Below are 19,808 nucleotides of genomic sequence, written 5' to 3'. Positions count from 1 at the left end.
TGCAATTTCCGTTACACCAATTATCACCGCCGAGGAATTTCGCATGGGATTACGATATGGGTGACGATGATAATTGCTACAACGGAAATCATTTAAATTCATTCCACCATTTTTTAATCCACGATAATGTAAGTGGCGGTTGGTCATGTTTTGATAACATTTCATTAATTATTTCTAACGCTTCCACTTGTTTTAATTCGGTTTCTCTTGCTTGTGCTTCTTCTAATTCCATTATTGCAAGAATCCTATAATATTCATTTTCGCCAATGATTTTAATTAGCGATTTATCTAATACTGCCATGTGGTCACCATCTTTCATAAAAAATATCCCGCCTTTTTCCGATAAAGACGGGACTAAAAACTATAACACCTTAGGAAAATGCCTATGACAAAAGGCATTAAAGGTCATGCTCAGTGACCCTCATAATATATATACAGTTCTTGACGATGAATAAAGAGCAAAACGCAAAAAAACGAAAGTTTTTTACAACATAATAAGCCCTCGGTCTTCATATACGCTTTTACCTTCCAACAATTCAAGGTTCCATAGATACATAGCATTTATTGTTGCTGCTAACATATCAATCTTGCCTTTCGATTTCTTTTTATTTACGTAACTATTCAAATTGTTATCTTTGACTTCACGAGCGTTCGCTACGTTAATTTCAAACAATCTATTCGATTCATAGTTGAATTTTTCATTGAGAATCGTTTCTTTTAGCAATTTAGTTGCTGGGTGCAAATAACTGGAATGTTGTTTAACTTCAACAGTGACATAACTCGCTTCGTCCCATTTGTTAACAGATGACATAGCATTGTATCGGTCATAACCAATTTGACCAATTGTTACTCTGTAAGTATCTTCAAGATCCATGACGAACTTTTCAATGTCGCCGTAATTGATTACTTTGTTACCGCTAAAGAAACAAAAACCATTTTTTTTCATGATACGATAATCAATTTTTTCAAGTTTGTTTTTTGTTTCAATATTACCCTCAGGTAAAAATGCCCACACTTTAGTAATAAATTTATCGTTTTCCTCATCGTATGTAACCATTGATACTGCGGTATTATCATTGGTTTGTGATAAATCGACGCCAATGTGAACTTTACGCCCTTCCCAATCGAATGGCTCGTCCAATTTCCCTTTACGTAAATCATCAGTGGAAACATATACTTCGGTTTCAATGCCATCAACGAAAATGTTCATGTGTTTAGTTTTGAAATTTGTTTCTTCTGAAGGAATTTCCATTGCCTTTTTACGTTGTTTTTTTAATTGCTCCAAGTTCTCAGGTAGTTCAATTGCTAAAGGATTCGCTTGTAAAAGTGCTTCATCGGATAACCAATCTTTTATATCATCGGGCTTGTACAACAATGCAAATAGCGTTTCATCTTCAACCAAACCATCGAGAACTTTTTCAGCATATTCTACTTCTTCGGTCATTGGGTTATTCAATGATTCATAAGCGGTAGAAATTAAGATGCCAGCACGATTGACCATGTTCATTTGGGATGATTCCATAGCGGAAATTGGGTAACGTGTTTTCAATGCTCCAACTTCATCAGCGACGAATACATTCGCTTTACGACCATCAAGGCGGTTTTCGGAATATGCCAATGGAATAAATTTTGAATTCTTTAGTTCAAAACGTACTTCCGCTCTAACTGTTTTAAATTTTTTATTGATTAATGGACTCGCTTCTAACATTTTAGCAATTTCATTTTTTACAATTGAGGAAAGTTCACGGTCTGGGGCAACGGAGTAGAACTCACTGTTTTTTGGTTCCAAAATCATCAAAATTAAAATTAACAATGCGGTTAAGAATGATTTTCCGCTTTTACGTGCGATTAATAATACAGATTTTTCATAACGTCGTTTTTCTTTATTATCTTTGTGATACCAACATAAAGCATTCACAAGGAAAAACCATTGGAAACCAACCAATGATTCATATGCCGATTGACCGACACGCAATCCGTCCGCCATGTTAATTAATTTTGTTAAATTCGTAATCAATGACAATTTTTCTTCATCTATAAAATATTTACAGTTATGATCTTGTATGTCATCTATAAAATTCTGACACGCTTTCTTGATGTATTTTGCGGAAACGATTTTTCCATCGACTACATCTTTAGCATATTGATATGATTTATGGTCGAGTATATTCATTATTATTTACCTCCGAGTAATTGTAGTAGTGGGTCTGATTCTTCTTGTTTTTTCTCAATTTGCATGCCTGCCAATTGGGCACGAGAAGAAGGGGACATTCCAAGTTGAGTCGATAGCGATTTGAATACATTCATGTATTGCATTTTGATTTTAATTGCTGGGTTATCTTTCATTACTTCATGTCCGTAGCGGTCAATTTGCTGAATGATAAGACCTTCTTTGTTGATAATGTCATCACACTGTTTAAGTTTCGCTAGTGCATCCGCTGTTTGTTCTAGCAACGGTATGTCCAAATTAGTAAGAAGACCGCTAATTTCCATTTCCGTAATTAAAAATTTGTAATATGCCTTTGCGGTTTCATCGAGGTAATTTGGTATGTATTGCAATTTATCGTTATCACCCATGAGTCGTTGCTCTTGTTCTTCACGAACGGATAATTGTTGTTTTGTTTCGGATTTGCCTTGTTTAAATCGTGCTGGTTTACGTGGTCTAGCCATATTTATCAACCTTTCTTTGTTTTCAATTTCACATAAAAATTTCGTTTAGGTACATCCACAGAAAATGGAGTCCCCTATTGTCCGTACACTCCCCCAAGGATTTTTTTTATTTGCATAAGGGGGATATCTACTAAATTGCATAAAAAAATAGAGTTCATCATTTTCGATAAACTCTACAATTTGTATTCATATTCGTTTGGTATTTCATAATCAAAATCTAATTGTTCTCGAGTTCCTAATTGCCTATTACATGTCATACATAAACAAACTAAGTTGCTTTCATCGAAGAACAATTCAATATATTTGGACGCTGGTTTGATATGATGTGCCGATAGTTTGCTTGTCGTTATGATTCCATACTTAATCAAGCATCGTTGACACACACAACCATCACGTTCAATAATCCGTGGTTGTACTATTCGTTTCCATCGGTGAGTGTTACGTAATTTATCTACATCATTTGGTTCACGTTTGATACGTGCTACCGTCCGTTTATTACAATCACATGTAGTTCCTATTGGTATCAACTTACCGTGACTACACGTTGTTAGCATTGCCATAGCACCACTCCTATATAATTATATTAGTTGAATAATTGAATATAAATATTCAACTTTTAAAGGTTATTCAATATTTCAGATGTAAATTGATTTTCCATATCCGCATATATTTGACGTACCAATGGTAAGTCCTTAACAATTGTTTCATTTAATTTATTGCCTTCACCTAAATGTTTTTCAACAATCGGTGTCAATTCGGGTAGACGATTTGCTTTATGAAATTGAACTGCGAGTGCATGTGCTTGTTTCATCAGTGCGTCATATTCGGCAATGTCTTCCTGCGTAATTGGTTTATCAAGTTCACCAATAGGTTGTTGTCCTTCATCATATGATATTGGTGTAATAGTCGGTTGTACCGTTACAATATCAGTTGGATTATAGTAATCATCCATTGACGGTGGAATAATCCATTCGCCATCAGAATACAATCCGTTTTGTTGTACCCAAATATCCCACGGTGTATATGTGATTCTTGAAGCATCGCCTTCTTTTTCTACTTCTTGTGGTTCATAATGAATCAACCCTGCATCTCGTAATAACGCCTTATGCTGATTGTATTTCCCACGTTCAATATTTAATTCTTCTTTTGCGGTTCCTACTGGGAAAACACAATAGTATTCACCATCAAGAGTCATAAAACTGCTATCGCCTTTTTCTAAATGTGTTTTTTTCGATAAATTGATCTTGTCTTCAATTCCACCGTATAATAATACTGCGTTGTGTTTTCCTCGTTTATCCTTCATGATTCGGTCTTCTTTAAACATTGTTTTACGCATTTGATAAAATTTGTTTTGGTCAAATTTTGGGTCCAATAAATAATTTTCTTTAGTTGTCATGTTCGTTTACTCCCTGTAATTTCAAATTTTAGAATGGGTAATTCTTCAATAGTTCATTTAATTTTTCGCTTTGTTGAAAATGGAACACCAATTTATCCTCGTTATCACGTTTGGATATTTTCACTGGTGGGTATCCGTTGCTTAATAAATAATTAACCATTCTCACTGCAAAAATTCTTTTAGTACTCATATTTGTCATCTCCTAAGTTATAAAAATATAAGAGCCACCGGAGTGACTCATTTAATTTTGGTGGAATCCGATTTTTTTTTGACATTCGATTATGGTTTTTTGATTTTGAATAACTTTATCTTGTCGCTCAATGATTTCATCAGCGATGTCATTCATTTCTTCTTCTCTATTGATAGTGAAACATAAACTCGAAATCAATAATTCTAACATTGGGATTGAATAAGAACTCCAATTTTGTGTAATACACATTGTTACAATATCAATGATTGCTAAACCTAACCATAACCGCCCGAAAAACTTATTGTGTTTAAATTTCTTCTTTTTAGGTTTTGATGTTTTCACTTCTTGTCCTGTTTTTTCTTCATTTAAAATATCTTCAGCATAGTTTGTCATAATAATTTCCTCCATTTGATTTTTGAATATTAATTTTCAATTTTGTTATCGGCACGTATTAAATCCGAAATGTAAACGCTGAATGAACGCCCCAAACTTTCCGCTTTTTCAAATGCCTTTTCTTTATCTTCAAGCAACAAATGTAATGTTGTTTTTGTCTTTTCTTTTTTAATAATTTTGTTTTCCATTTTTCATGACCTCCTAAAAGTCGTCCTATTATATATGTACATAGCGGACATATAACGAAAGACATTTTGACATCTTTTTATAATTTTTTTGATGTCGTTTTTTAACACACCACTATTGTATTGTTCTTTTGGTCAACGTAAAGTTGGCTCGGTCATTTTGTTGAAATTATTTTTTTCTTCATTATATAGACCTAAAAGAAAACAAAAAGAAGAAGAGCGACACACGGAGAAAACGCCAGTTTTCGAGGAGTATATAAGTTTTGTTTTATAAGTATAGTTACTAAGTATAGTTATATAAGTATAGTTAGTGCTCACTTGGTGACCTACTAGGTGTTCACCATATGACCTAGAGGGTGTTTACTAAGTGACCTACTAGGTGCTCATGTGGTGACCTACTATAAATTAGGGTGTTCACTACATGACCTACTAGACCGATGGCGTGATTTTTTCTTGTCAGTAGGTTTGATAGAGATATATAATGAAATTAATATTTTACCAATATATGGTATTTAGGAGATGATTCAAATGAAACGACAAAGCGTACATTCAGCAATTTCCGCACTGACGACTATATTCTATGGACATAAGGACAAAGAATTGGGGATTGCAACTTTAGAATTTTTTATCGAGAATGGGCTATTGAATGATAAAGAATTACTAGCGGAGATATTCGAAGAAACACAGTGTTACGACTTATTGAATGTAATACGGTTGTTTGATGATTTGGCTGCACGACGGATAGAAGACATTCTACGTGGTGTTAAATTCTAAGGTTGTTTGAAACAACGTTGGTGACGCAATTTAGCGTTGCCAACTTTATTTTATATAAGGAGCGATATTATGCACGAAGAATACATATTACAAAAATTTGATAAACGGAAATGGGCTAAGGCAAATATTTTAACAACCCCTGAGGCTCTTGAAATATTGGGAATATCACGAGCGAGATTATCAAACATGATTAAGAATGGAAAGATAACGCCCTTGAAGAAACAAGGTTGTACGTCTCTGTTCCTACGAGAAGATTTGGAAAATAAACTTGAGGAATTGAAAATTTTGCGAGCTAAGTTCCAACCAAATAGATGATTTAGACCGCCACAATTTTGTGAAGATGTCATCAATTTTGATGAGATGTGCCGATTTCTCGACCTATCTTCAGATAAATTAGAAAGCTCGGTTAACCTGCAGATTAAATCAACGTCACAATTTTGTGACGTTAAATATCAAAATTTGTCGAGATAAATGTTTGACCAATTGCCAAAAAGGGAGAGATACATATGAAAAAGAAAAAACCACTAAAGAATATATACAAAAAAACTCTAGCGATTGAATTAATACGATTGGGACATGACTTGAATCACACGATGCGTAATAGAAAAGATGATAGATTCCAAGTGTTTGTATTCGTGGAAACGCCCGAGCTGATACGAGATATGATGGAAATAAACAAACGAAACGATGAAACATACGCCAAGTTATTTAAACAATGAAATCACGAATAGAATTGATCTTGTTATTTCTGTCAGTTGGGATAATGATGGTGTTGTTTATGTATCAAGTGTACAATAACTTATTTGCTAAAGATGATGAGACGATACGTATTGAAAGGGAACGAGAAGAAAGACGGATTGAACGTGAAGCTTGGTTGAAGAATATGGAGTAAGGGTCTTGCGCTACGCAAGGCCTTTTATTATTTCAAGGGTACATGTAATATATGTACCCTTGAAGGTGATAAACATTGTTTATAACCCTAAACAATCTTTAGGTTTATAACGAAACGTTACCTACCCAATAATATTAGGTGTGTCGCATTTCACGACAGACCTACTGACATAATAGGTATTCCCTAAAACAGGGGACACCTAAAAGGTACTCGGTGTTTTACCGAGTGCCTTTTTTATTTTCACTTATATATGAAGAAACTCGTCTCAGAAAAAGTTTTTTAAAAAAGTTTCGGTTTTTGCCTTACAAATCGTACGGAATCAATACAATAGTCATGTAAACGACGTCAAAACGATGTCGTAAAGAAAAAACATTAACCTATTGGAGGAAATTATTATGACAAACAAAACAAAATTAAACGATATGGTACAAGCAATTGAGGAAAAAGGAATTAAATTAGTGCGTTACGGAGATAAATCTTCATTCGTTACAACTGATGAAAAAATTGAAATTGAAATCGTGTCAAAAGACAAGAAATTCCGATTAAATCACATTATTGAAGTTTCAAATGATGAGTATGTTTTACATACAAAATTGAAAGCAAAATACAAAAAGACATGGGGCAATGTTGAATCGAAAACATTCGCAACGCCTGAAGGTGTTCTAAATAAAATGTTCAATTGTGTTATTAGCGGTCATTGTTGGTACAACGGTCTATACACACTGGATTTATTTGATAAAACGCTTGAAGATGCTCTGAAATCTTTTATGGAAAATGTAGAAAGTAACATAGATGAGGAAGAATTTGAACATTTAAATGCAAGTGCTGAATTGGATGAAAATGAAATTACTATTGAATACACGGATTCCAATGGAAAGCGTATGACAGAATATGTTGAATTTGATGATGAAATTGTTGTCGATGAAGAAACTGGCGAACGTTATGTAATTTGTTGGTTACCTAATAGTGAAGTATTCGGATTAATTGATTTATCAATTGATACGTGGAACAAATAAAACAATCAAATATCACTGACCCTTTTGGGTCGGTGATAATTATGAAAATAAAATTATATGAAACCTAAAGGAGCTAATAAAAATGGAAATGAAACAATACACGGAAATGGTAGAAAAAATTAACGGATTGAAAACGATGGAAGAAATTTTAAACGAATTGGAAAAAGCGTTTATCGGGGATTGTCCGTTTGAAGAATTATCATATGCGAGACAATCCATGATTTATAACAAATTTCAGCTACGTGATGAAATTGAAGATGGATTTATTACAGATATAGAAAAAGCAAAAAAATGGTGGGAATTAATCGAATTAGTGCATGAATGGGCAATGAATGATGAATTTGATATTGAACACCGATTACATTTTGCTAATGGCGTTGTTGATATGGACAGTATTTCCGAATACTGCGGTGGAGATTGGACTCTTGATTACAAAGACGGTGCACTTTATTTAGATGGTGAAAATCACGGTGATTCAATTTTACACTTATTAAATTACATTGAATCAATACTATAAAATACATGACCGTTGACTCGATGAGTTGACGGTTGATAAAACAAAACAAAAAATAAATTATAAATCGAATGGAGAAGATCATAATGGGAATTAAAAAAGAAATGTTAATTGGTGCAATTAAAGATATGAAAGATGCTGAAAGACGAGCGAAAGTTCTTGAAAAAATGGTTGAAGTGCAAAATGAAATTGATGAATCATGGAAAGTTCGTGATGAACTTTCGGAAAAACAACGCTTTGATATGATTGATAAATATGGATTAATGCAATGGCTTGAGGATGAAAAAATCACAAATATCAAAGTGAAAGAATCAATTATAAAAACGTTTGAAATAATAAAGCAACTTGAAGAAATTGCTAAAGATGAACTTCATTCGTATGTTTGGGATTCGATATATGGCTGTATCGTAATTGAAAGTTCAATAGATGATATGTTAATTTCACAACAAATTTATATTCGTGGCGATGAATTATCTTTGAACAATCTTGATGACAAATATGATTCAGTCGAAAGTGCTTTTGAAAAACTACACAAAAATTTACATGAAGCTTACCGAGAAAGAGAAGAAAGATTGAAAGAATCATCTACGTCAACAAATGATGTTGATATACCTGATTTTTGATGTGAATGTATCCATTCCGTGGGTACATTTCACTAAACGATTCAAACGGACGAGCATCACATTTTAACGTATTCACGATAAATAACATTAAAACGTTTTTAGGGACACGCTACAAACGAATCTGAACGGTCAAATTTTCGTGATTTGATGAATTTGAATGAGGGATTACCAAAAAATAGTATAAATCTAAAGGAAGGATAAATTGATATGAAGAAGCATTATGTATATACACATGAATTGCATGGGGAAATAATCTATGTTGGTAAAGGTCAAAAACGTAGAGCGAAAGAATTTTCAAATCGTAATAAACGATGGAGAAACATTGTGAAAAATAATGTGAATCTCGTTAAAGCGGAAATCGTAAAATATTTCGAAACAGAACAAGAAGCATATTCTTTTGAAGCTAAATTAACCGAACATTATAAAAGTATAGGGCAATGCAAAGCGAATATTAGCATAGGTAAAAAACATGCTGAAGAAACAAAGAAATTGATAAGTGAAAAAGGGAAAGGCGAAAATAATCCAATGTATGGAAAAACATTCACCAATCAGCACAAACGAAAAATGTCAGCTGCAAACGCTGGCGAGAAAAATTATTATTATGGGAAAACAGGCGCTAAACACAGTTGTTCAAAAGAAGCAATTGCTTTGTTTCCAAACGGTAAAGAAATCAAGGCATCTTCAAGAAGTGAATTAGCGGAAATTTTAAAAGACGAATATAATATCAGTATTAGCATGGTCAATCAATTAATTTTGACCGAAGAGCCATTGCAAGCACGATATAAAAAACATGAAAAGGCAAAAGGTATGATTGTTAAATATATTGGTGCATAAATGATTGTGTTCCAATTTGGAAAATAGATATAATTTCTCTTGTTTTATGTTATAATCGTAATTAACAATACACGATTTATATTATTGATAATGTATTGTGTGTGAATTACGCAATACCAATTACATATAAACAAGAGAGATTTACCAATAAACGTTGATATAATAGGGTTTAGTGTCTGTAAGATGTTTACAATGCTGACCGTATTGCTAAGTACAACCAATTATTACGCATCGAAGACGAACTAGGCGAAATCGCTGTTTACGATGGTATCAAATCTTTCTACAACATCAAACGATAATTGTAGAAAATAACGACAGACCGTGAGAAATCACGGTCTGTTTTTTTATGCTTAAAATTGCTCACTCGTCATAAGTGACATGAAATGTTTAAAGAAACGGGTATAATCAAAATCGATTGCGATCTGATGACTCGGCCAATCAGTAAATGGTTTGGATTCTTCTAAAGAGCGAAATTCCCCAATGCTTGCTCCTTGTGCATAGGATTCTGTCATGACAACGATAGGTGATGTATGATACGTAAACATAGAGTTATCAAGTAAAGCGAGTATTGGCATTGTGTCATGAAAGGGGCTTCCTTTTAAATCTGGTAAGGCATTTTTATAATATCCGTAGTAATAATGATCGAATAATGGTTTGACAAGTGGGGCTTTTCCTTTTGCTTCAATGTATTCAGCCATTTCTGGTGTAATGACAGAATATTGAGTGACGTTTAACGGGTATATATACATGTTAGCTGTGGATTGAAGGACTATATTAGCGGCAGTAGGATCGCCATAAAAGTTTGCTTCTGAAATAGGTGTAACATTACCAGGGTGTAAAAAGGCACCGCCCATTACGTAGTAAGATTTAATTTGCTTCATTAGCTGTTTACATAGGATGAATAAAATTGCGAGAGAGGTAAGTCTTCCTAAACTTACAATGATTAATTCATCTTTATATTGCTCAATAAGAGGGATAACTTCAAAAAAATTCTCCATTTCTCCGTTAGTCACATTCTCCTTTGGAATAATTGGGCCGAGCCCTTGTTTCCCGTGTACATTCGTAAAGAAAGAAGGAGGGGCACCAGTAAGCGGTTGTTCTGAACCACCAAATACTTTAATATTTCTATTTTTTGTTTCGTGCTTAAGAAAATGAGCATTTTGTACGGCCATTTCTTTTGGAACATTGCCGTAATCAGCAACAATGCCGATGATTTCTATTTCATCGATAAAGAAAGCTAAGAGGAGGGCCATCGCATCATCAATCCCAGGATCACAAAAAATAAGAACTTTTTTTGGCATATGTTCACCACCTATCTTATTTATCCCACTTTAATGGGCAGTAAGACCCCCACCTCAAAATTCAGCGAAAGCAAAGAATTTAGGTGGGGATCGGGCTGCCTATAAAAGTCCGATTGGTGAGGGCTAATAATCAGAACCCCCCACTGATTAAAGTTTCACTTTATATATATGTAAGCTTAAGGATAAAAAGATTATTTTATTGAAATAACAACCTTATAAATTCAGAAAATAAAAACTTTTTATATTAGGTCAAGGTTTTTGACTTAATTTCGGATTAGAAATCCAGTCATATCAAGGTTGTAAGCGTCTAACATAGGCTGTTTTTTCTGCCGAATTGATAAATTGCAGCTTTTTACAATTTATACTATGATAAAGATATTAAGAGAAGATCGTATAAACATGAGGGATGATGAACATGAAATTTACAAAGATTCTTGTCCAAATTGCTGCTCTTTACGTTTTTTATATGGTTGGAACTTGGGTACAAGAAATGTTAAATATTCCGATTCCAGGAAGTTTGATTGGAATGTTCCTCTTACTTGTTTTACTTAGCCTAAAAGTTCTTCCAGTGAAATGGTTCGATTTAGGAGCAGAAACACTCGTTGCTATTATGCCGTTTTTATTAATTCCGCCAACGCTTGGCCTAATGAATTACGGTGCTTTTTTTATGAGTAAAGGAATTTCTCTTTTCATTACAATTGTAGCGAGTACATTTTTAATTATTATTGTCGCAGGACATACAGGACAATATCTTGCGAATAGAAAGGAAAGAGAGTCGCGATGAGCCAAATATTAATCGGAATTGGTTGGGTTCTTTTTACGGTGCTATTATACCAATTATCTAAAAAAATCTATAAATTATTTCCAACACCATTCACCATTCCAATGCTTGTAGCAACAGGATTAATGGCTTTCTTATTTATTATGCTTGATATACCATATCAACATTATATGGAAAGTGGTGGCGGCTGGATTGCAAAACTACTGGGACCCGGTGTTGTAGCATTTGCAATTCCTCTTTATAAACAACGTCACGTTCTTCAAAAGTATGTTGTACCGATTGCTGGTGGCGTATTAGTAGGTACAACAGTTGCCATTGCGAGTGATTTTGCTATTGCATCACTTATGGGAACGGATAAAAGCTTAATTTTATCTTCTTTACCAAAATCGGTGACAATGCCAGTTGCAATGAGTGTTTCAGAGCAAGTTGGTGGTGTACCGTCATTAACAGCAGCTTTCGTTGTTATCGCAGGTATTACTGGAACGATTACCGGCCCGCTTTTATTAAAATGGAGCCGTGTTACAAACTCAGTTGGTAAAGGTATCGGATTTGGATGTGCTTCTCATATTATGGGCGTCATGAGAGCGATGAAAAATAATGAACATGAAGGTGTTATTGGATCGGTAACAATGACATTAACAGCAATTTTGACATGTTTGCTCGGGCCATTATTTGCAATGATGTTTATGTAATAGAAGAAAAGCGAGAGCGACTCTATAGCTCTCGCTTTTCTATAGAATTTATGCTACAGTTAAAATAACTGAATCTTTGTAGGAGGTACGCCAAGTGCATACGTTATTATCCGTTTTACTTATTATTGTATCGATTTTAATGATTGTTATGGTACTTATGCAGTCTAGTAATAGCTCAGGCCTTTCAGGTGCAATTTCAGGCGGTGCAGAGCAATTATTTGGTAAGCAAAAAGCACGTGGAATTGAAGCAGTATTAAACCGTATTACAATTGTTTTAGCGGTTCTATTCTTCGTATTAACAATTGCTGTTACGTACTTAAATTTATAGAATTGAAAGAAGAAGCGTTAGTAAGTTGTACTAATGGTTCTTCTTTTTTTATTTTGCCATTTGAAAGATGTTTCTAATTAGATTATAGAAATATAAATATGGTACACTAAGATATAGAAAGAATACGACTAGATTACAGAAGAGAAAGAGGAGAAGTACATGATGAAATTAGCATCTCCGAAACCATTTACATTTGAGGGTGGAGACCGCGCTGTTTTATTACTACATGGTTTCACAGGAAACTCAGCTGATGTACGTATGTTAGGGCGTTTCTTAGAGAAGAAAGGCTACACTTGTCATGCCCCAATTTTTAAAGGGCACGGTGTACCACCAGAAGAGCTTGTTCATACAGGTCCTGAAGATTGGTGGCAAGACGTAATGGAGGCATATCAGCTTTTAAAAGATAAAGGCTTTGAGAAAATTGCTGTTGCTGGACTATCACTTGGCGGCGTATTTTCTTTAAAATTAGGTTATACAGTACCGGTTTTAGGTGTAGTACCAATGTGTGCACCAATGTATATTAAGAGTGAAGAAACGATGTACCAAGGTATATTGGCATACGCCCGCGAATATAAAAAGCGTGAGCAAAAATCACCAGAGCAAATCGAACAAGAAATGTTGGAATTCCAACAGACGCCGATGAATACATTAAAAGCATTACAACAATTAATTGCTGACGTACGTAACAATGTGGATATGATTTATGCACCGACATTTGTTGTACAAGCACGTCATGATGAAATGATTAATACAGATAGTGCTAATATTATTTATAACGGTGTAGAATCTACGTTAAAAGACATTAAATGGTATGAAGACTCTACGCATGTCATTACACTTGATAAGCAACGTGACGAGCTACATGAGGATGTATATAACTTCTTGGAGCAACTAGATTGGTAAGATCTAGTTGCCTCTTTTTTTCATAAGGGAATTTTTTATGGAAGCTGTAAAAAATCATTGGGAGATGATTGAAGTTTCGCTTTATACATCCCCCATCTTTCGGATACACTAAATAATATAAGGGTTTAAAGGAGGTATTTTTGCTTGGAAGAAATCATACAAGAACATATTGATAAGTTGTTATTATTTATGAGAGAAGAAGCGTATAAACCGCTAACGATACAAGAGTTAGAAGAGGCATTTGGAATTGAAGGTTCTGAGGGCTTTAAAGATTTTGTAAAGGCACTTGTAACGATGGAAGAGAAGGGACTTGTTATTCGCACACGTAGCAACCGTTACGGTCTTCCTGAAAAGATGAGTTTAGTACGTGGTAAGTTAATTGGACATGCACGTGGATTTGCATTCGTTGTACCAGACGAAAAGAAAACGGGAGATGATGATCTTTTCATCCCGCCTACAGAGTTAAACGGTGCACTTCATGGCGATACAGTATTAGCACGTGTTAGCGCACAATCAAGTGGATCACGCCAAGAAGGTTCAATTGTACGTATTTTAGAGCGCGGCACGAAAGAACTAGTTGGTACATATACAGAATCGAAAAACTTTGGATTTGTTATACCTGACAATAAGCGCTGGACGAGTGATATCTTTATCTTGAAAAGTGCATCAATGGGTGCTGTAGAAGGCCATAAAGTAGTTGTGAAAATTACGAGCTATCCAGAGAATCGTTTAAGTGCAGAAGGTGAAGTTATTCAAATTCTAGGTCATAAAAATGATCCAGGAGTAGATATTTTATCTGTCATTCATAAACATCATTTACCTTTAGCATTCCCTGAGGAAGTGATGGAGCATGCAAACAGTGTACCAGAAACGATTTCAGAAGAAGATTTAAAAGATCGTCGTGACCTGCGTGACCAAATGATCGTAACGATTGACGGTGCAGACGCGAAAGATTTAGATGACGCTGTTACAGTAACGAAGCTTGAGAACGGTAATTACAAGCTTGGCGTTCATATTGCGGATGTAAGTCATTACGTTCAAGAAGGTTCTCCAATTGATGTAGAAGCAGCGGAGAGAGCGACGAGTGTCTATCTTGTTGACCGTGTAATTCCGATGATTCCACATCGTCTATCTAACGGTATTTGTTCATTAAATCCGAAAGTAGACCGTCTGACGTTATCTTGTGAAATGGAAATCAACAACTTAGGTGATGTTGTAAAACACGAGATTTTCCAAAGTGTAATTAAAACGACAGAGCGTATGACGTATGCTGACGTAAGAAGCATTTTAGAAGATGAGGACGAAGAGTTAATCAAGCGTTATGAGCCGCTCGTACCGATGTTTAAAGAGATGGGGCAATTGGCACAAATCCTACGTGAAAAACGTATGCGCCGCGGTGCAATCGACTTTGACTTTAAAGAAGCGAAAGTATTAGTAGATGAAGAAGGAAAACCGACAGATGTTGTCATGCGTGATCGTTCTGTATCAGAGAAGTTAATTGAAGAATTTATGCTTGTTGCGAACGAAACAGTAGCAGAGCATTTCCACTGGATGAACGTACCATTCATGTATCGTGTCCATGAAGATCCGAAAGAAGATAAGCTGGAACGTTTCTTCGAGTTTGTAACGAACTTCGGATATGCAGTAAAAGGACGTGCGAATGAAATACATCCTCGTGCGCTGCAACAAATTCTTGAAATGGTTCAAGGACAGCCGGAAGAAGTAGTTATTTCAACAGTAATGCTTCGTTCAATGAAGCAAGCGCGTTACGATTCGGAAAGCTTAGGACATTTCGGTTTATCAACTGAGTTCTACACACATTTCACATCACCAATTCGTCGTTACCCAGATACAATCGTTCATAGATTAATTCGTGAATACATCATTAACGGCAAAGTCGACAACGAAACACAAGCAAAATGGCGTGAAAACTTACCTGAGATTGCAGAGCATTCTTCTAATATGGAACGCCGTGCTGTTGAAGCTGAACGTGAAACAGACGAAATGAAAAAAGCGGAGTATATGGTTGATAAGATCGGCGAAGAGTATGACGGTATGATTAGCTCTGTAACAAACTTCGGTTTATTCGTAGAGCTTCCAAATACAATTGAAGGTCTTGTACACGTTAGCTACTTAACGGATGATTACTACCGTTATGACGAGAAACATTTCGCAATGATTGGAGAACGTACAGGTAACGTATTCCGCATCGGAGACGAAATTACAATTCGCGTTATTAACGTAAACAAAGACGAACGTGCAATCGACTTTGAAATCGTTGGAATGAAAGGTACACCTCGTCGTAAGTTCAAAGATCGCCCAGTCGTTATCGAACAGCCAAGAACAGGCAGAAAGAAACGTGGTGGGCGTAGCGAGCGCAGTAATGAGCGCGGCGGAGAACGTGGTGCAGGTAGAAAATTTGACCGTGGTGGCAAAGGTAAAGGCACAGGAAAAGGAAGAGGATCCGCATCCGCGTCAGCATCCGCATCCGCTAGCCAGCCAGGGAAAAAAGATGGTAACGGCAAGAAGAAAAAAGCATTCTTCGAAAACGTACCAGGATTCAAGAAGAAAAAGAAAAAGCGTAAGTAAGAAAAGGAAAGCTTCGCTTTGATGAAAAGCGAGGCTTTTTCTTTTTTCTTGGTGGCTTGAGAGCGAGCCACTTTCGCTTTTTAATGTAATCTAGCTACAGTGGCTAGAATGTTCGGCGGCTTCGCTTCTTCCAAGAGAGGCAAAGAGCGCCTCAAGGTTAGAAGCTCCATCCACCTCACATTCTAAGCGAGCCACTTTCGCTTTTTAATGGAATCCAGCTACAGTGGCTAGAATCTATTGGCCATTTCACTCCCTCGGACGAAGCAAAAAGCGCTTCTCTGTCGGGAGTTCCAATGTCCAAAGATTCTGAGCGAGCCACTTTCGCTTTTTATTAACATTTGTTACAATAGTAAAAATAGAGGAGGGACGTTATATGCCAAAGGGTACAGGTAAGGTTATTGCACAAAATAAAAAAGCTTTTCATGATTATTTCATCGAAGAAACATACGAAGCAGGGCTTGTCCTTCAAGGAACGGAAATTAAGTCGATTCGTGCTGGACGCGTGAACTTGAAAGATGCATTTGCTCGTGTACATAATGGTGAAGTATGGGTTCATAATATGCATATTAGTACATATGAGCAAGGGAATCGTTTCAATCATGATCCACTTCGTACAAGAAAGTTACTTCTTCATAAAAAAGAAATTGAGAAGTTAACGGGTGCTTCAAAAGAAACAGGCTATGCATTAGTTCCAGTTAGAATTTATTTAAAAAATGGATTCGCGAAAATGGCACTTGGTTTAGCAAAAGGTAAAAAGCAATATGATAAGCGTAACGATTTAAAAGAGAAAGAAGCTAAACGTGAAATTGCACGCGCGTTCCGTGATCGTCAAAAGATGTAATACAGATATTTACATTTGTAAAACGGCGCGCGTATGATATAATAACTTATGTAAGATTGTTGCACATTGAAAAACAGCTCTTAGTAGCTATCACGATATTTTCTTCGTATGCTCCATTTTTATCATGGGGACGTTACGGATTCGACAGGGATAGTTCGAGCTTAGGTTGCGAGTCGAGGGGATCGGCCTCGTTAAAACGTCAAAGCCTATAATTGGCAAACAAAACAATCTTTCTTTAGCTGCTTAATTGCACTAAAGGTTCCTCCCTCCATCGTCCATGTGGTAGGGTAAGGGACTCAAACTAAGTGGACTACGCCGGAGTTCGCCGTCTGAGGGCGAAGGAAGAGAACAATCAGACTAGCAACTTGGAAGCCTGTCGATAGGCCGAAGAGTTCGCGAAATGCTAATATATCGACTACACTCGTAGAAGCTTAAGTGCCGATATTTTTGGACGTGGGTTCGACTCCCACCGTCTCCACCAATACATAACTGTTTGGTGGTTTTTTATTTTGTAGGATATGAACCATAACTTTGCCAGATTGGCGGGGGTATGGTTCTTTTTGTTTTCTGGGTTTATAAAATGCTTAAGTTGATAGAGGTGGGGCGGTATCCTTGAAACTTAAACGGAAGGAATAGTTATTGCTGATAAGCAGATAGATACTATAGATGCCCTTAATGATTAAATAATATGTATTTAAATCTTCATATCCTTTGTGTTTCTATTCATATCTATTGTAAGATTATATAGTGTTCTCCTAATAAGCTGTTATAATGGCTTTTTTAGGAATTTAATATTTATAGAGTATCTAACTAAGTTATATTGAAATAGAGGTGAACCATAGGTGAAGCAGGTGTTAGTAATTAAAAATGAACGTTCTTTTGCGAAGAAAATCGTAAGTGGTTTAACGCAAGAAGGCTCTTTCATTTTAAAACTTCACAATGAAAACCAAGGTTTAAATATAATATATGAACAAGATTGGGATATTATCATATTGGATTGGGATTCATTAAGTATATCGGGACCAGAAATTTGCAGACAAATACGACTTGTTAAAACGACACCGATCATTATTGTGACTGATAATACTTCTAGCAAGGATTGCATAGCAGGGTTGCAAGCAGGAGCAGATGATTATATAAGAAAACCATTTGTGAAAGAAGAATTAGTAGCAAGGGTTCAAGCAATCTTAAGGAGAACTGACTGTAACCAGCAAAATGAGATAAGTTTTTTTCAGTTTAAAGATCTCTTTGTTGATGCATCTAGCAATATTGTGAAAAAAGGTGGTAAAAACCTCTCACTTACGAAGCGTGAGTATGATTTACTTGTATTTTTAATCAAGAATAAAAATACAATATTGAGCCGTGAAATGCTTTTGAACCAGGTTTGGGGATATAATGTAGTAGTAAATCCGAATGTAGTAGACTTATATATTGGGTATGTAAGAAAAAAGTTAAAGTGTGAGAAGAAAGACAGATATATTCAAACAATACATGGCAGAGGCTATTCAATGGTTGAATAATAAAATAGTTTCTGTGAAATATGAAAAGAAGGAAACCCTAAAAAGAAGATTGCTATCAGGAAATGGTCATTTTTTTGCAATAGAAATCATGGTTTATATAGTGCTAATCTATTGGTTAGTACGTGTGGGGGATGGATTTGGTGGAGAGCGTATCTAATTTATTTTTAATTTTATTAACTCACACCATTCACAAGATTTTCACAGAATTAATGACTATACTTATTAACAGGATATTCAAATGAAAATGATTATCAATAGCAATTTAGATACATAAAAGTTACTATCTAATTTAATCTATGGACTTCATCATTTTCAAACTAAATTACATAATAAGGAGTATACGTATGAAAAAAACTATGCTTTTAAAATTAGTAAGTATTCTAGCAATTTTCACTTTAATGTTAGTAGCTTGCTCAGATTCAGGTAAGGAAACTTCGAAAGCTAATAAAGGTGATAGTAGTGATAAGCCAAAAACGGTTGAAATCACTGATGCACATGGAACTGTTAAAGTCCCTGTAAATCCAAAGAATGTAGTTGCTTTAGATAATAGAACTTTTGAAACTTTATCTGATTGGGGAATTAAATTAGCGGCTGCTCCAAAGGATGTAATGCCTGCAACTTCACCATATGTAAAGGATGATTCAGTTAAAAATATTGGGAATCACCGTGAACCAAATCTTGAAATTATTGCAGCGGCAAACCCTGAACTTGTAATCGTTGGTCAAAGATTTGCTGGCCATTACGAAGAAATCAAAAAATTAGTGCCAAATGCAGCTGTTATTGATCTTAATGTTGATGTTTCTGAGAAAGCTACTAAGCCTGGCGAAAACTTAGTAAAAGGACTTAAAGATTCTACAATTACTTTAGGGAAAATCTTTGATAAAGATAAAGAAGCTAAACAAGTAGTAGCTGATTTTGATAAATCTATTGAAAAAGTAAAATCTGCTTATAACGGAAAAGATAAAGTTATGAGTGTTATCGTTACTGGTGGAAATATTGGTTTTGCTGCGCCACACTCTGGTCGCGTTTGGGGACCGATGTATGAAATCTTTGGCTGGACTCCAGCACTAGAAGTTGCTAATTCTACTGCAGGTCATAAAGGTGATGACGTTTCTGTTGAAGCTATCGCACAAACAAATCCTGATTGGCTATTCGTATTAGATCGTGATGCTGCAACATCTGATGCTGCTAAGTCAGCTCCTGCTCAAGATGTTATTTCTAAATCACCAGCTCTTCAAAACACAACTGCTGTTTCTAAAAAACAAGTTGTTTATGCACCAGCAGATACTTACACAAATGAATCAATTCAGACTTATATAAAGTTATTTGGAGATATCGCAAAAACTTTAGCTAAGTAGTGTAAAGG

24 protein-coding genes, 1 other RNA gene and 1 pseudogene are annotated in these 19,808 nt (G+C 35.4%); 17 read left to right on the top strand and 9 right to left on the bottom strand.

All coding sequences use genetic code 11. The features are described from left to right. Positions 1 to 88: 88 nt before the first annotated feature. The 8 genes from FOT98_RS23575 to FOT98_RS32530 all read right to left on the bottom strand — a co-directional run bounded on the left by FOT98_RS23575 (position 89) and on the right by FOT98_RS32530 (position 4,837). Positions 89 to 319, bottom strand: a complete 231-nt coding sequence (locus FOT98_RS23575) for a hypothetical protein (protein ID WP_235608029.1) — start codon at positions 317 to 319, stop codon at positions 89 to 91. Positions 320 to 484: 165 nt separating this feature from the next. After that, a complete protein-coding gene (locus FOT98_RS23570) occupies positions 485 to 2,173 on the bottom strand; it encodes a terminase large subunit (RefSeq protein ID WP_063263121.1) in 1,689 nt (562 codons plus the stop codon). Between the two features lie 2 nt (positions 2,174 to 2,175). Next, positions 2,176 to 2,670 (bottom strand): phage terminase small subunit P27 family, encoded by a 495-nt coding sequence (locus tag FOT98_RS23565; protein ID WP_063263122.1) that lies wholly within the window; start codon positions 2,668 to 2,670, stop codon positions 2,176 to 2,178. 173 nt (positions 2,671 to 2,843) lie between these two features. After that, positions 2,844 to 3,230: an HNH endonuclease gene (locus FOT98_RS23560; protein WP_063263123.1), complete on the bottom strand. Its 387-nt coding sequence runs from the start codon at positions 3,228 to 3,230 to the stop codon at positions 2,844 to 2,846. A gap of 56 nt (positions 3,231 to 3,286) precedes the next feature. Continuing rightward, a complete protein-coding gene (locus tag FOT98_RS23555) occupies positions 3,287 to 4,066 on the bottom strand; it encodes a hypothetical protein (protein WP_063263124.1) in 780 nt (259 codons plus the stop codon). A 28-nt stretch (positions 4,067 to 4,094) separates the two neighbouring features. Beyond that, the gene (locus FOT98_RS32535) at positions 4,095 to 4,256 is read right to left on the bottom strand and encodes a DUF5659 domain-containing protein (protein ID WP_161940852.1); all 162 of its coding nucleotides are present in this window, start codon (positions 4,254 to 4,256) and stop codon (positions 4,095 to 4,097) included. 51 nt (positions 4,257 to 4,307) lie between these two features. Beyond that, positions 4,308 to 4,649, bottom strand: a complete 342-nt coding sequence (locus FOT98_RS23550; RefSeq protein WP_063263125.1) for a hypothetical protein — start codon at positions 4,647 to 4,649, stop codon at positions 4,308 to 4,310. Between the two features lie 29 nt (positions 4,650 to 4,678). Beyond that, positions 4,679 to 4,837, bottom strand: a complete 159-nt coding sequence (locus tag FOT98_RS32530) for a hypothetical protein (protein ID WP_186292134.1) — start codon at positions 4,835 to 4,837, stop codon at positions 4,679 to 4,681. A 525-nt stretch (positions 4,838 to 5,362) separates the two neighbouring features. On the opposite strand from FOT98_RS32530, the gene FOT98_RS23545 reads away from it, so the two are divergent. From FOT98_RS23545 to FOT98_RS23510, 8 genes and pseudogenes are all read left to right on the top strand, one after another. Further along, on the top strand, positions 5,363 to 5,608 hold the full coding sequence (locus tag FOT98_RS23545; protein ID WP_063263126.1) for a hypothetical protein: 246 nt from the start codon (positions 5,363 to 5,365) through the stop codon (positions 5,606 to 5,608). Positions 5,609 to 5,677: 69 nt separating this feature from the next. After that, the gene (locus FOT98_RS23540; protein ID WP_063263127.1) at positions 5,678 to 5,923 is read left to right on the top strand and encodes a helix-turn-helix domain-containing protein; all 246 of its coding nucleotides are present in this window, start codon (positions 5,678 to 5,680) and stop codon (positions 5,921 to 5,923) included. 191 nt (positions 5,924 to 6,114) lie between these two features. Beyond that, on the top strand, positions 6,115 to 6,327 hold the full coding sequence (locus FOT98_RS23535; protein ID WP_063263128.1) for a hypothetical protein: 213 nt from the start codon (positions 6,115 to 6,117) through the stop codon (positions 6,325 to 6,327). Positions 6,328 to 6,895: 568 nt separating this feature from the next. Further along, positions 6,896 to 7,516 carry a hypothetical protein gene (locus FOT98_RS23530; RefSeq protein WP_063263129.1) on the top strand — a complete coding sequence of 207 codons (621 nt, stop codon included), beginning with the start codon at positions 6,896 to 6,898 and terminating at the stop codon, positions 7,514 to 7,516. Positions 7,517 to 7,598: 82 nt separating this feature from the next. Further along, positions 7,599 to 8,033 carry a hypothetical protein gene (locus tag FOT98_RS23525; protein WP_063263130.1) on the top strand — a complete coding sequence of 145 codons (435 nt, stop codon included), beginning with the start codon at positions 7,599 to 7,601 and terminating at the stop codon, positions 8,031 to 8,033. A gap of 83 nt (positions 8,034 to 8,116) precedes the next feature. Next, complete coding sequence (locus FOT98_RS23520) at positions 8,117 to 8,653, top strand: hypothetical protein (protein WP_063263131.1); 537 nt, start codon at positions 8,117 to 8,119, stop codon at positions 8,651 to 8,653. A gap of 207 nt (positions 8,654 to 8,860) precedes the next feature. Beyond that, positions 8,861 to 9,487, top strand: coding sequence for an NUMOD3 domain-containing DNA-binding protein (locus tag FOT98_RS23515; protein ID WP_063263132.1), 627 nt, complete (start codon positions 8,861 to 8,863; stop codon positions 9,485 to 9,487). Between the two features lie 197 nt (positions 9,488 to 9,684). Then, positions 9,685 to 9,786, top strand: a pseudogene (locus FOT98_RS23510) (hypothetical protein); the annotation flags it as partial. A gap of 51 nt (positions 9,787 to 9,837) precedes the next feature. On the opposite strand, the gene FOT98_RS23505 reads toward FOT98_RS23510, so the two are convergent. Continuing rightward, on the bottom strand, positions 9,838 to 10,788 hold the full coding sequence (locus FOT98_RS23505) for a nucleoside hydrolase (RefSeq protein ID WP_063263133.1): 951 nt from the start codon (positions 10,786 to 10,788) through the stop codon (positions 9,838 to 9,840). A gap of 415 nt (positions 10,789 to 11,203) precedes the next feature. Between FOT98_RS23505 and FOT98_RS23500 the strand changes: the two genes are divergently transcribed. From FOT98_RS23500 to FOT98_RS23460, 9 genes are all read left to right on the top strand, one after another. Then, a complete protein-coding gene (locus tag FOT98_RS23500) occupies positions 11,204 to 11,572 on the top strand; it encodes a CidA/LrgA family holin-like protein (protein ID WP_000673220.1) in 369 nt (122 codons plus the stop codon). Next, positions 11,569 to 12,261, top strand: a complete 693-nt coding sequence (locus FOT98_RS23495) for an LrgB family protein (protein ID WP_000078299.1) — start codon at positions 11,569 to 11,571, stop codon at positions 12,259 to 12,261. The genes FOT98_RS23500 and FOT98_RS23495 overlap by 4 nt, the downstream gene beginning before the upstream one ends. A gap of 94 nt (positions 12,262 to 12,355) precedes the next feature. Next, positions 12,356 to 12,589, top strand: a complete 234-nt coding sequence (gene secG / locus FOT98_RS23490; RefSeq protein WP_000557263.1) for a preprotein translocase subunit SecG — start codon at positions 12,356 to 12,358, stop codon at positions 12,587 to 12,589. 162 nt (positions 12,590 to 12,751) lie between these two features. Beyond that, the gene (estA, locus tag FOT98_RS23485; protein ID WP_161940854.1) at positions 12,752 to 13,492 is read left to right on the top strand and encodes a carboxylesterase; all 741 of its coding nucleotides are present in this window, start codon (positions 12,752 to 12,754) and stop codon (positions 13,490 to 13,492) included. A gap of 144 nt (positions 13,493 to 13,636) precedes the next feature. Beyond that, positions 13,637 to 16,081 carry a ribonuclease R gene (gene rnr / locus FOT98_RS23480; RefSeq protein ID WP_063263134.1) on the top strand — a complete coding sequence of 815 codons (2,445 nt, stop codon included), beginning with the start codon at positions 13,637 to 13,639 and terminating at the stop codon, positions 16,079 to 16,081. A 373-nt stretch (positions 16,082 to 16,454) separates the two neighbouring features. Further along, positions 16,455 to 16,922, top strand: coding sequence for an SsrA-binding protein (gene smpB, locus FOT98_RS23475; protein WP_001123922.1), 468 nt, complete (start codon positions 16,455 to 16,457; stop codon positions 16,920 to 16,922). Between the two features lie 126 nt (positions 16,923 to 17,048). After that, positions 17,049 to 17,403: a transfer-messenger RNA gene (gene ssrA / locus FOT98_RS23470) on the top strand. 361 nt (positions 17,404 to 17,764) lie between these two features. Beyond that, positions 17,765 to 18,442 (top strand): response regulator transcription factor, encoded by a 678-nt coding sequence (locus FOT98_RS23465; RefSeq protein WP_063263135.1) that lies wholly within the window; start codon positions 17,765 to 17,767, stop codon positions 18,440 to 18,442. A 344-nt stretch (positions 18,443 to 18,786) separates the two neighbouring features. Next, entirely contained in the window at positions 18,787 to 19,800 is a 1,014-nt protein-coding gene (locus FOT98_RS23460; RefSeq protein WP_063263136.1) for a siderophore ABC transporter substrate-binding protein, read from the top strand. The last annotated feature ends 8 nt before the right edge of the window (positions 19,801 to 19,808 follow it).

This window comes from Bacillus sp. HY001 (assembly GCF_007558965.1).
Lineage (GTDB): Bacteria > Bacillota > Bacilli > Bacillales > Bacillaceae_G > Bacillus_A > Bacillus_A mobilis.
This window is presented reverse-complemented; position numbering and strand designations above follow the sequence as displayed.

Bases quoted from the DNA above. Each gene is read 5' to 3' on its own strand.
- FOT98_RS23575 (WP_235608029.1), bottom strand. From the start codon at position 319: ATGAAAGATGGTGACCACATGGCAGTATTAGATAAATCGCTAATTAAA.
- FOT98_RS23570 (WP_063263121.1), bottom strand. From the start codon at position 2,173: ATGAATATACTCGACCATAAATCATATCAATATGCTAAAGATGTAGTC.
- FOT98_RS23565 (WP_063263122.1), bottom strand. From the start codon at position 2,670: ATGGCTAGACCACGTAAACCAGCACGATTTAAACAAGGCAAATCCGAA.
- FOT98_RS23560 (WP_063263123.1), bottom strand. From the start codon at position 3,230: ATGGCAATGCTAACAACGTGTAGTCACGGTAAGTTGATACCAATAGGA.
- FOT98_RS23555 (WP_063263124.1), bottom strand. From the start codon at position 4,066: ATGACAACTAAAGAAAATTATTTATTGGACCCAAAATTTGACCAAAAC.
- FOT98_RS32535 (WP_161940852.1), bottom strand. From the start codon at position 4,256: ATGAGTACTAAAAGAATTTTTGCAGTGAGAATGGTTAATTATTTATTA.
- FOT98_RS23550 (WP_063263125.1), bottom strand. From the start codon at position 4,649: ATGACAAACTATGCTGAAGATATTTTAAATGAAGAAAAAACAGGACAA.
- FOT98_RS32530 (WP_186292134.1), bottom strand. From the start codon at position 4,837: ATGGAAAACAAAATTATTAAAAAAGAAAAGACAAAAACAACATTACAT.
- FOT98_RS23545 (WP_063263126.1), top strand. From the start codon at position 5,363: ATGAAACGACAAAGCGTACATTCAGCAATTTCCGCACTGACGACTATA.
- FOT98_RS23540 (WP_063263127.1), top strand. From the start codon at position 5,678: ATGCACGAAGAATACATATTACAAAAATTTGATAAACGGAAATGGGCT.
- FOT98_RS23535 (WP_063263128.1), top strand. From the start codon at position 6,115: ATGAAAAAGAAAAAACCACTAAAGAATATATACAAAAAAACTCTAGCG.
- FOT98_RS23530 (WP_063263129.1), top strand. From the start codon at position 6,896: ATGACAAACAAAACAAAATTAAACGATATGGTACAAGCAATTGAGGAA.
- FOT98_RS23525 (WP_063263130.1), top strand. From the start codon at position 7,599: ATGGAAATGAAACAATACACGGAAATGGTAGAAAAAATTAACGGATTG.
- FOT98_RS23520 (WP_063263131.1), top strand. From the start codon at position 8,117: ATGGGAATTAAAAAAGAAATGTTAATTGGTGCAATTAAAGATATGAAA.
- FOT98_RS23515 (WP_063263132.1), top strand. From the start codon at position 8,861: ATGAAGAAGCATTATGTATATACACATGAATTGCATGGGGAAATAATC.
- FOT98_RS23505 (WP_063263133.1), bottom strand. From the start codon at position 10,788: ATGCCAAAAAAAGTTCTTATTTTTTGTGATCCTGGGATTGATGATGCG.
- FOT98_RS23500 (WP_000673220.1), top strand. From the start codon at position 11,204: ATGAAATTTACAAAGATTCTTGTCCAAATTGCTGCTCTTTACGTTTTT.
- FOT98_RS23495 (WP_000078299.1), top strand. From the start codon at position 11,569: ATGAGCCAAATATTAATCGGAATTGGTTGGGTTCTTTTTACGGTGCTA.
- estA (WP_161940854.1), top strand. From the start codon at position 12,752: ATGAAATTAGCATCTCCGAAACCATTTACATTTGAGGGTGGAGACCGC.
- smpB (WP_001123922.1), top strand. From the start codon at position 16,455: ATGCCAAAGGGTACAGGTAAGGTTATTGCACAAAATAAAAAAGCTTTT.
- FOT98_RS23460 (WP_063263136.1), top strand. From the start codon at position 18,787: ATGAAAAAAACTATGCTTTTAAAATTAGTAAGTATTCTAGCAATTTTC.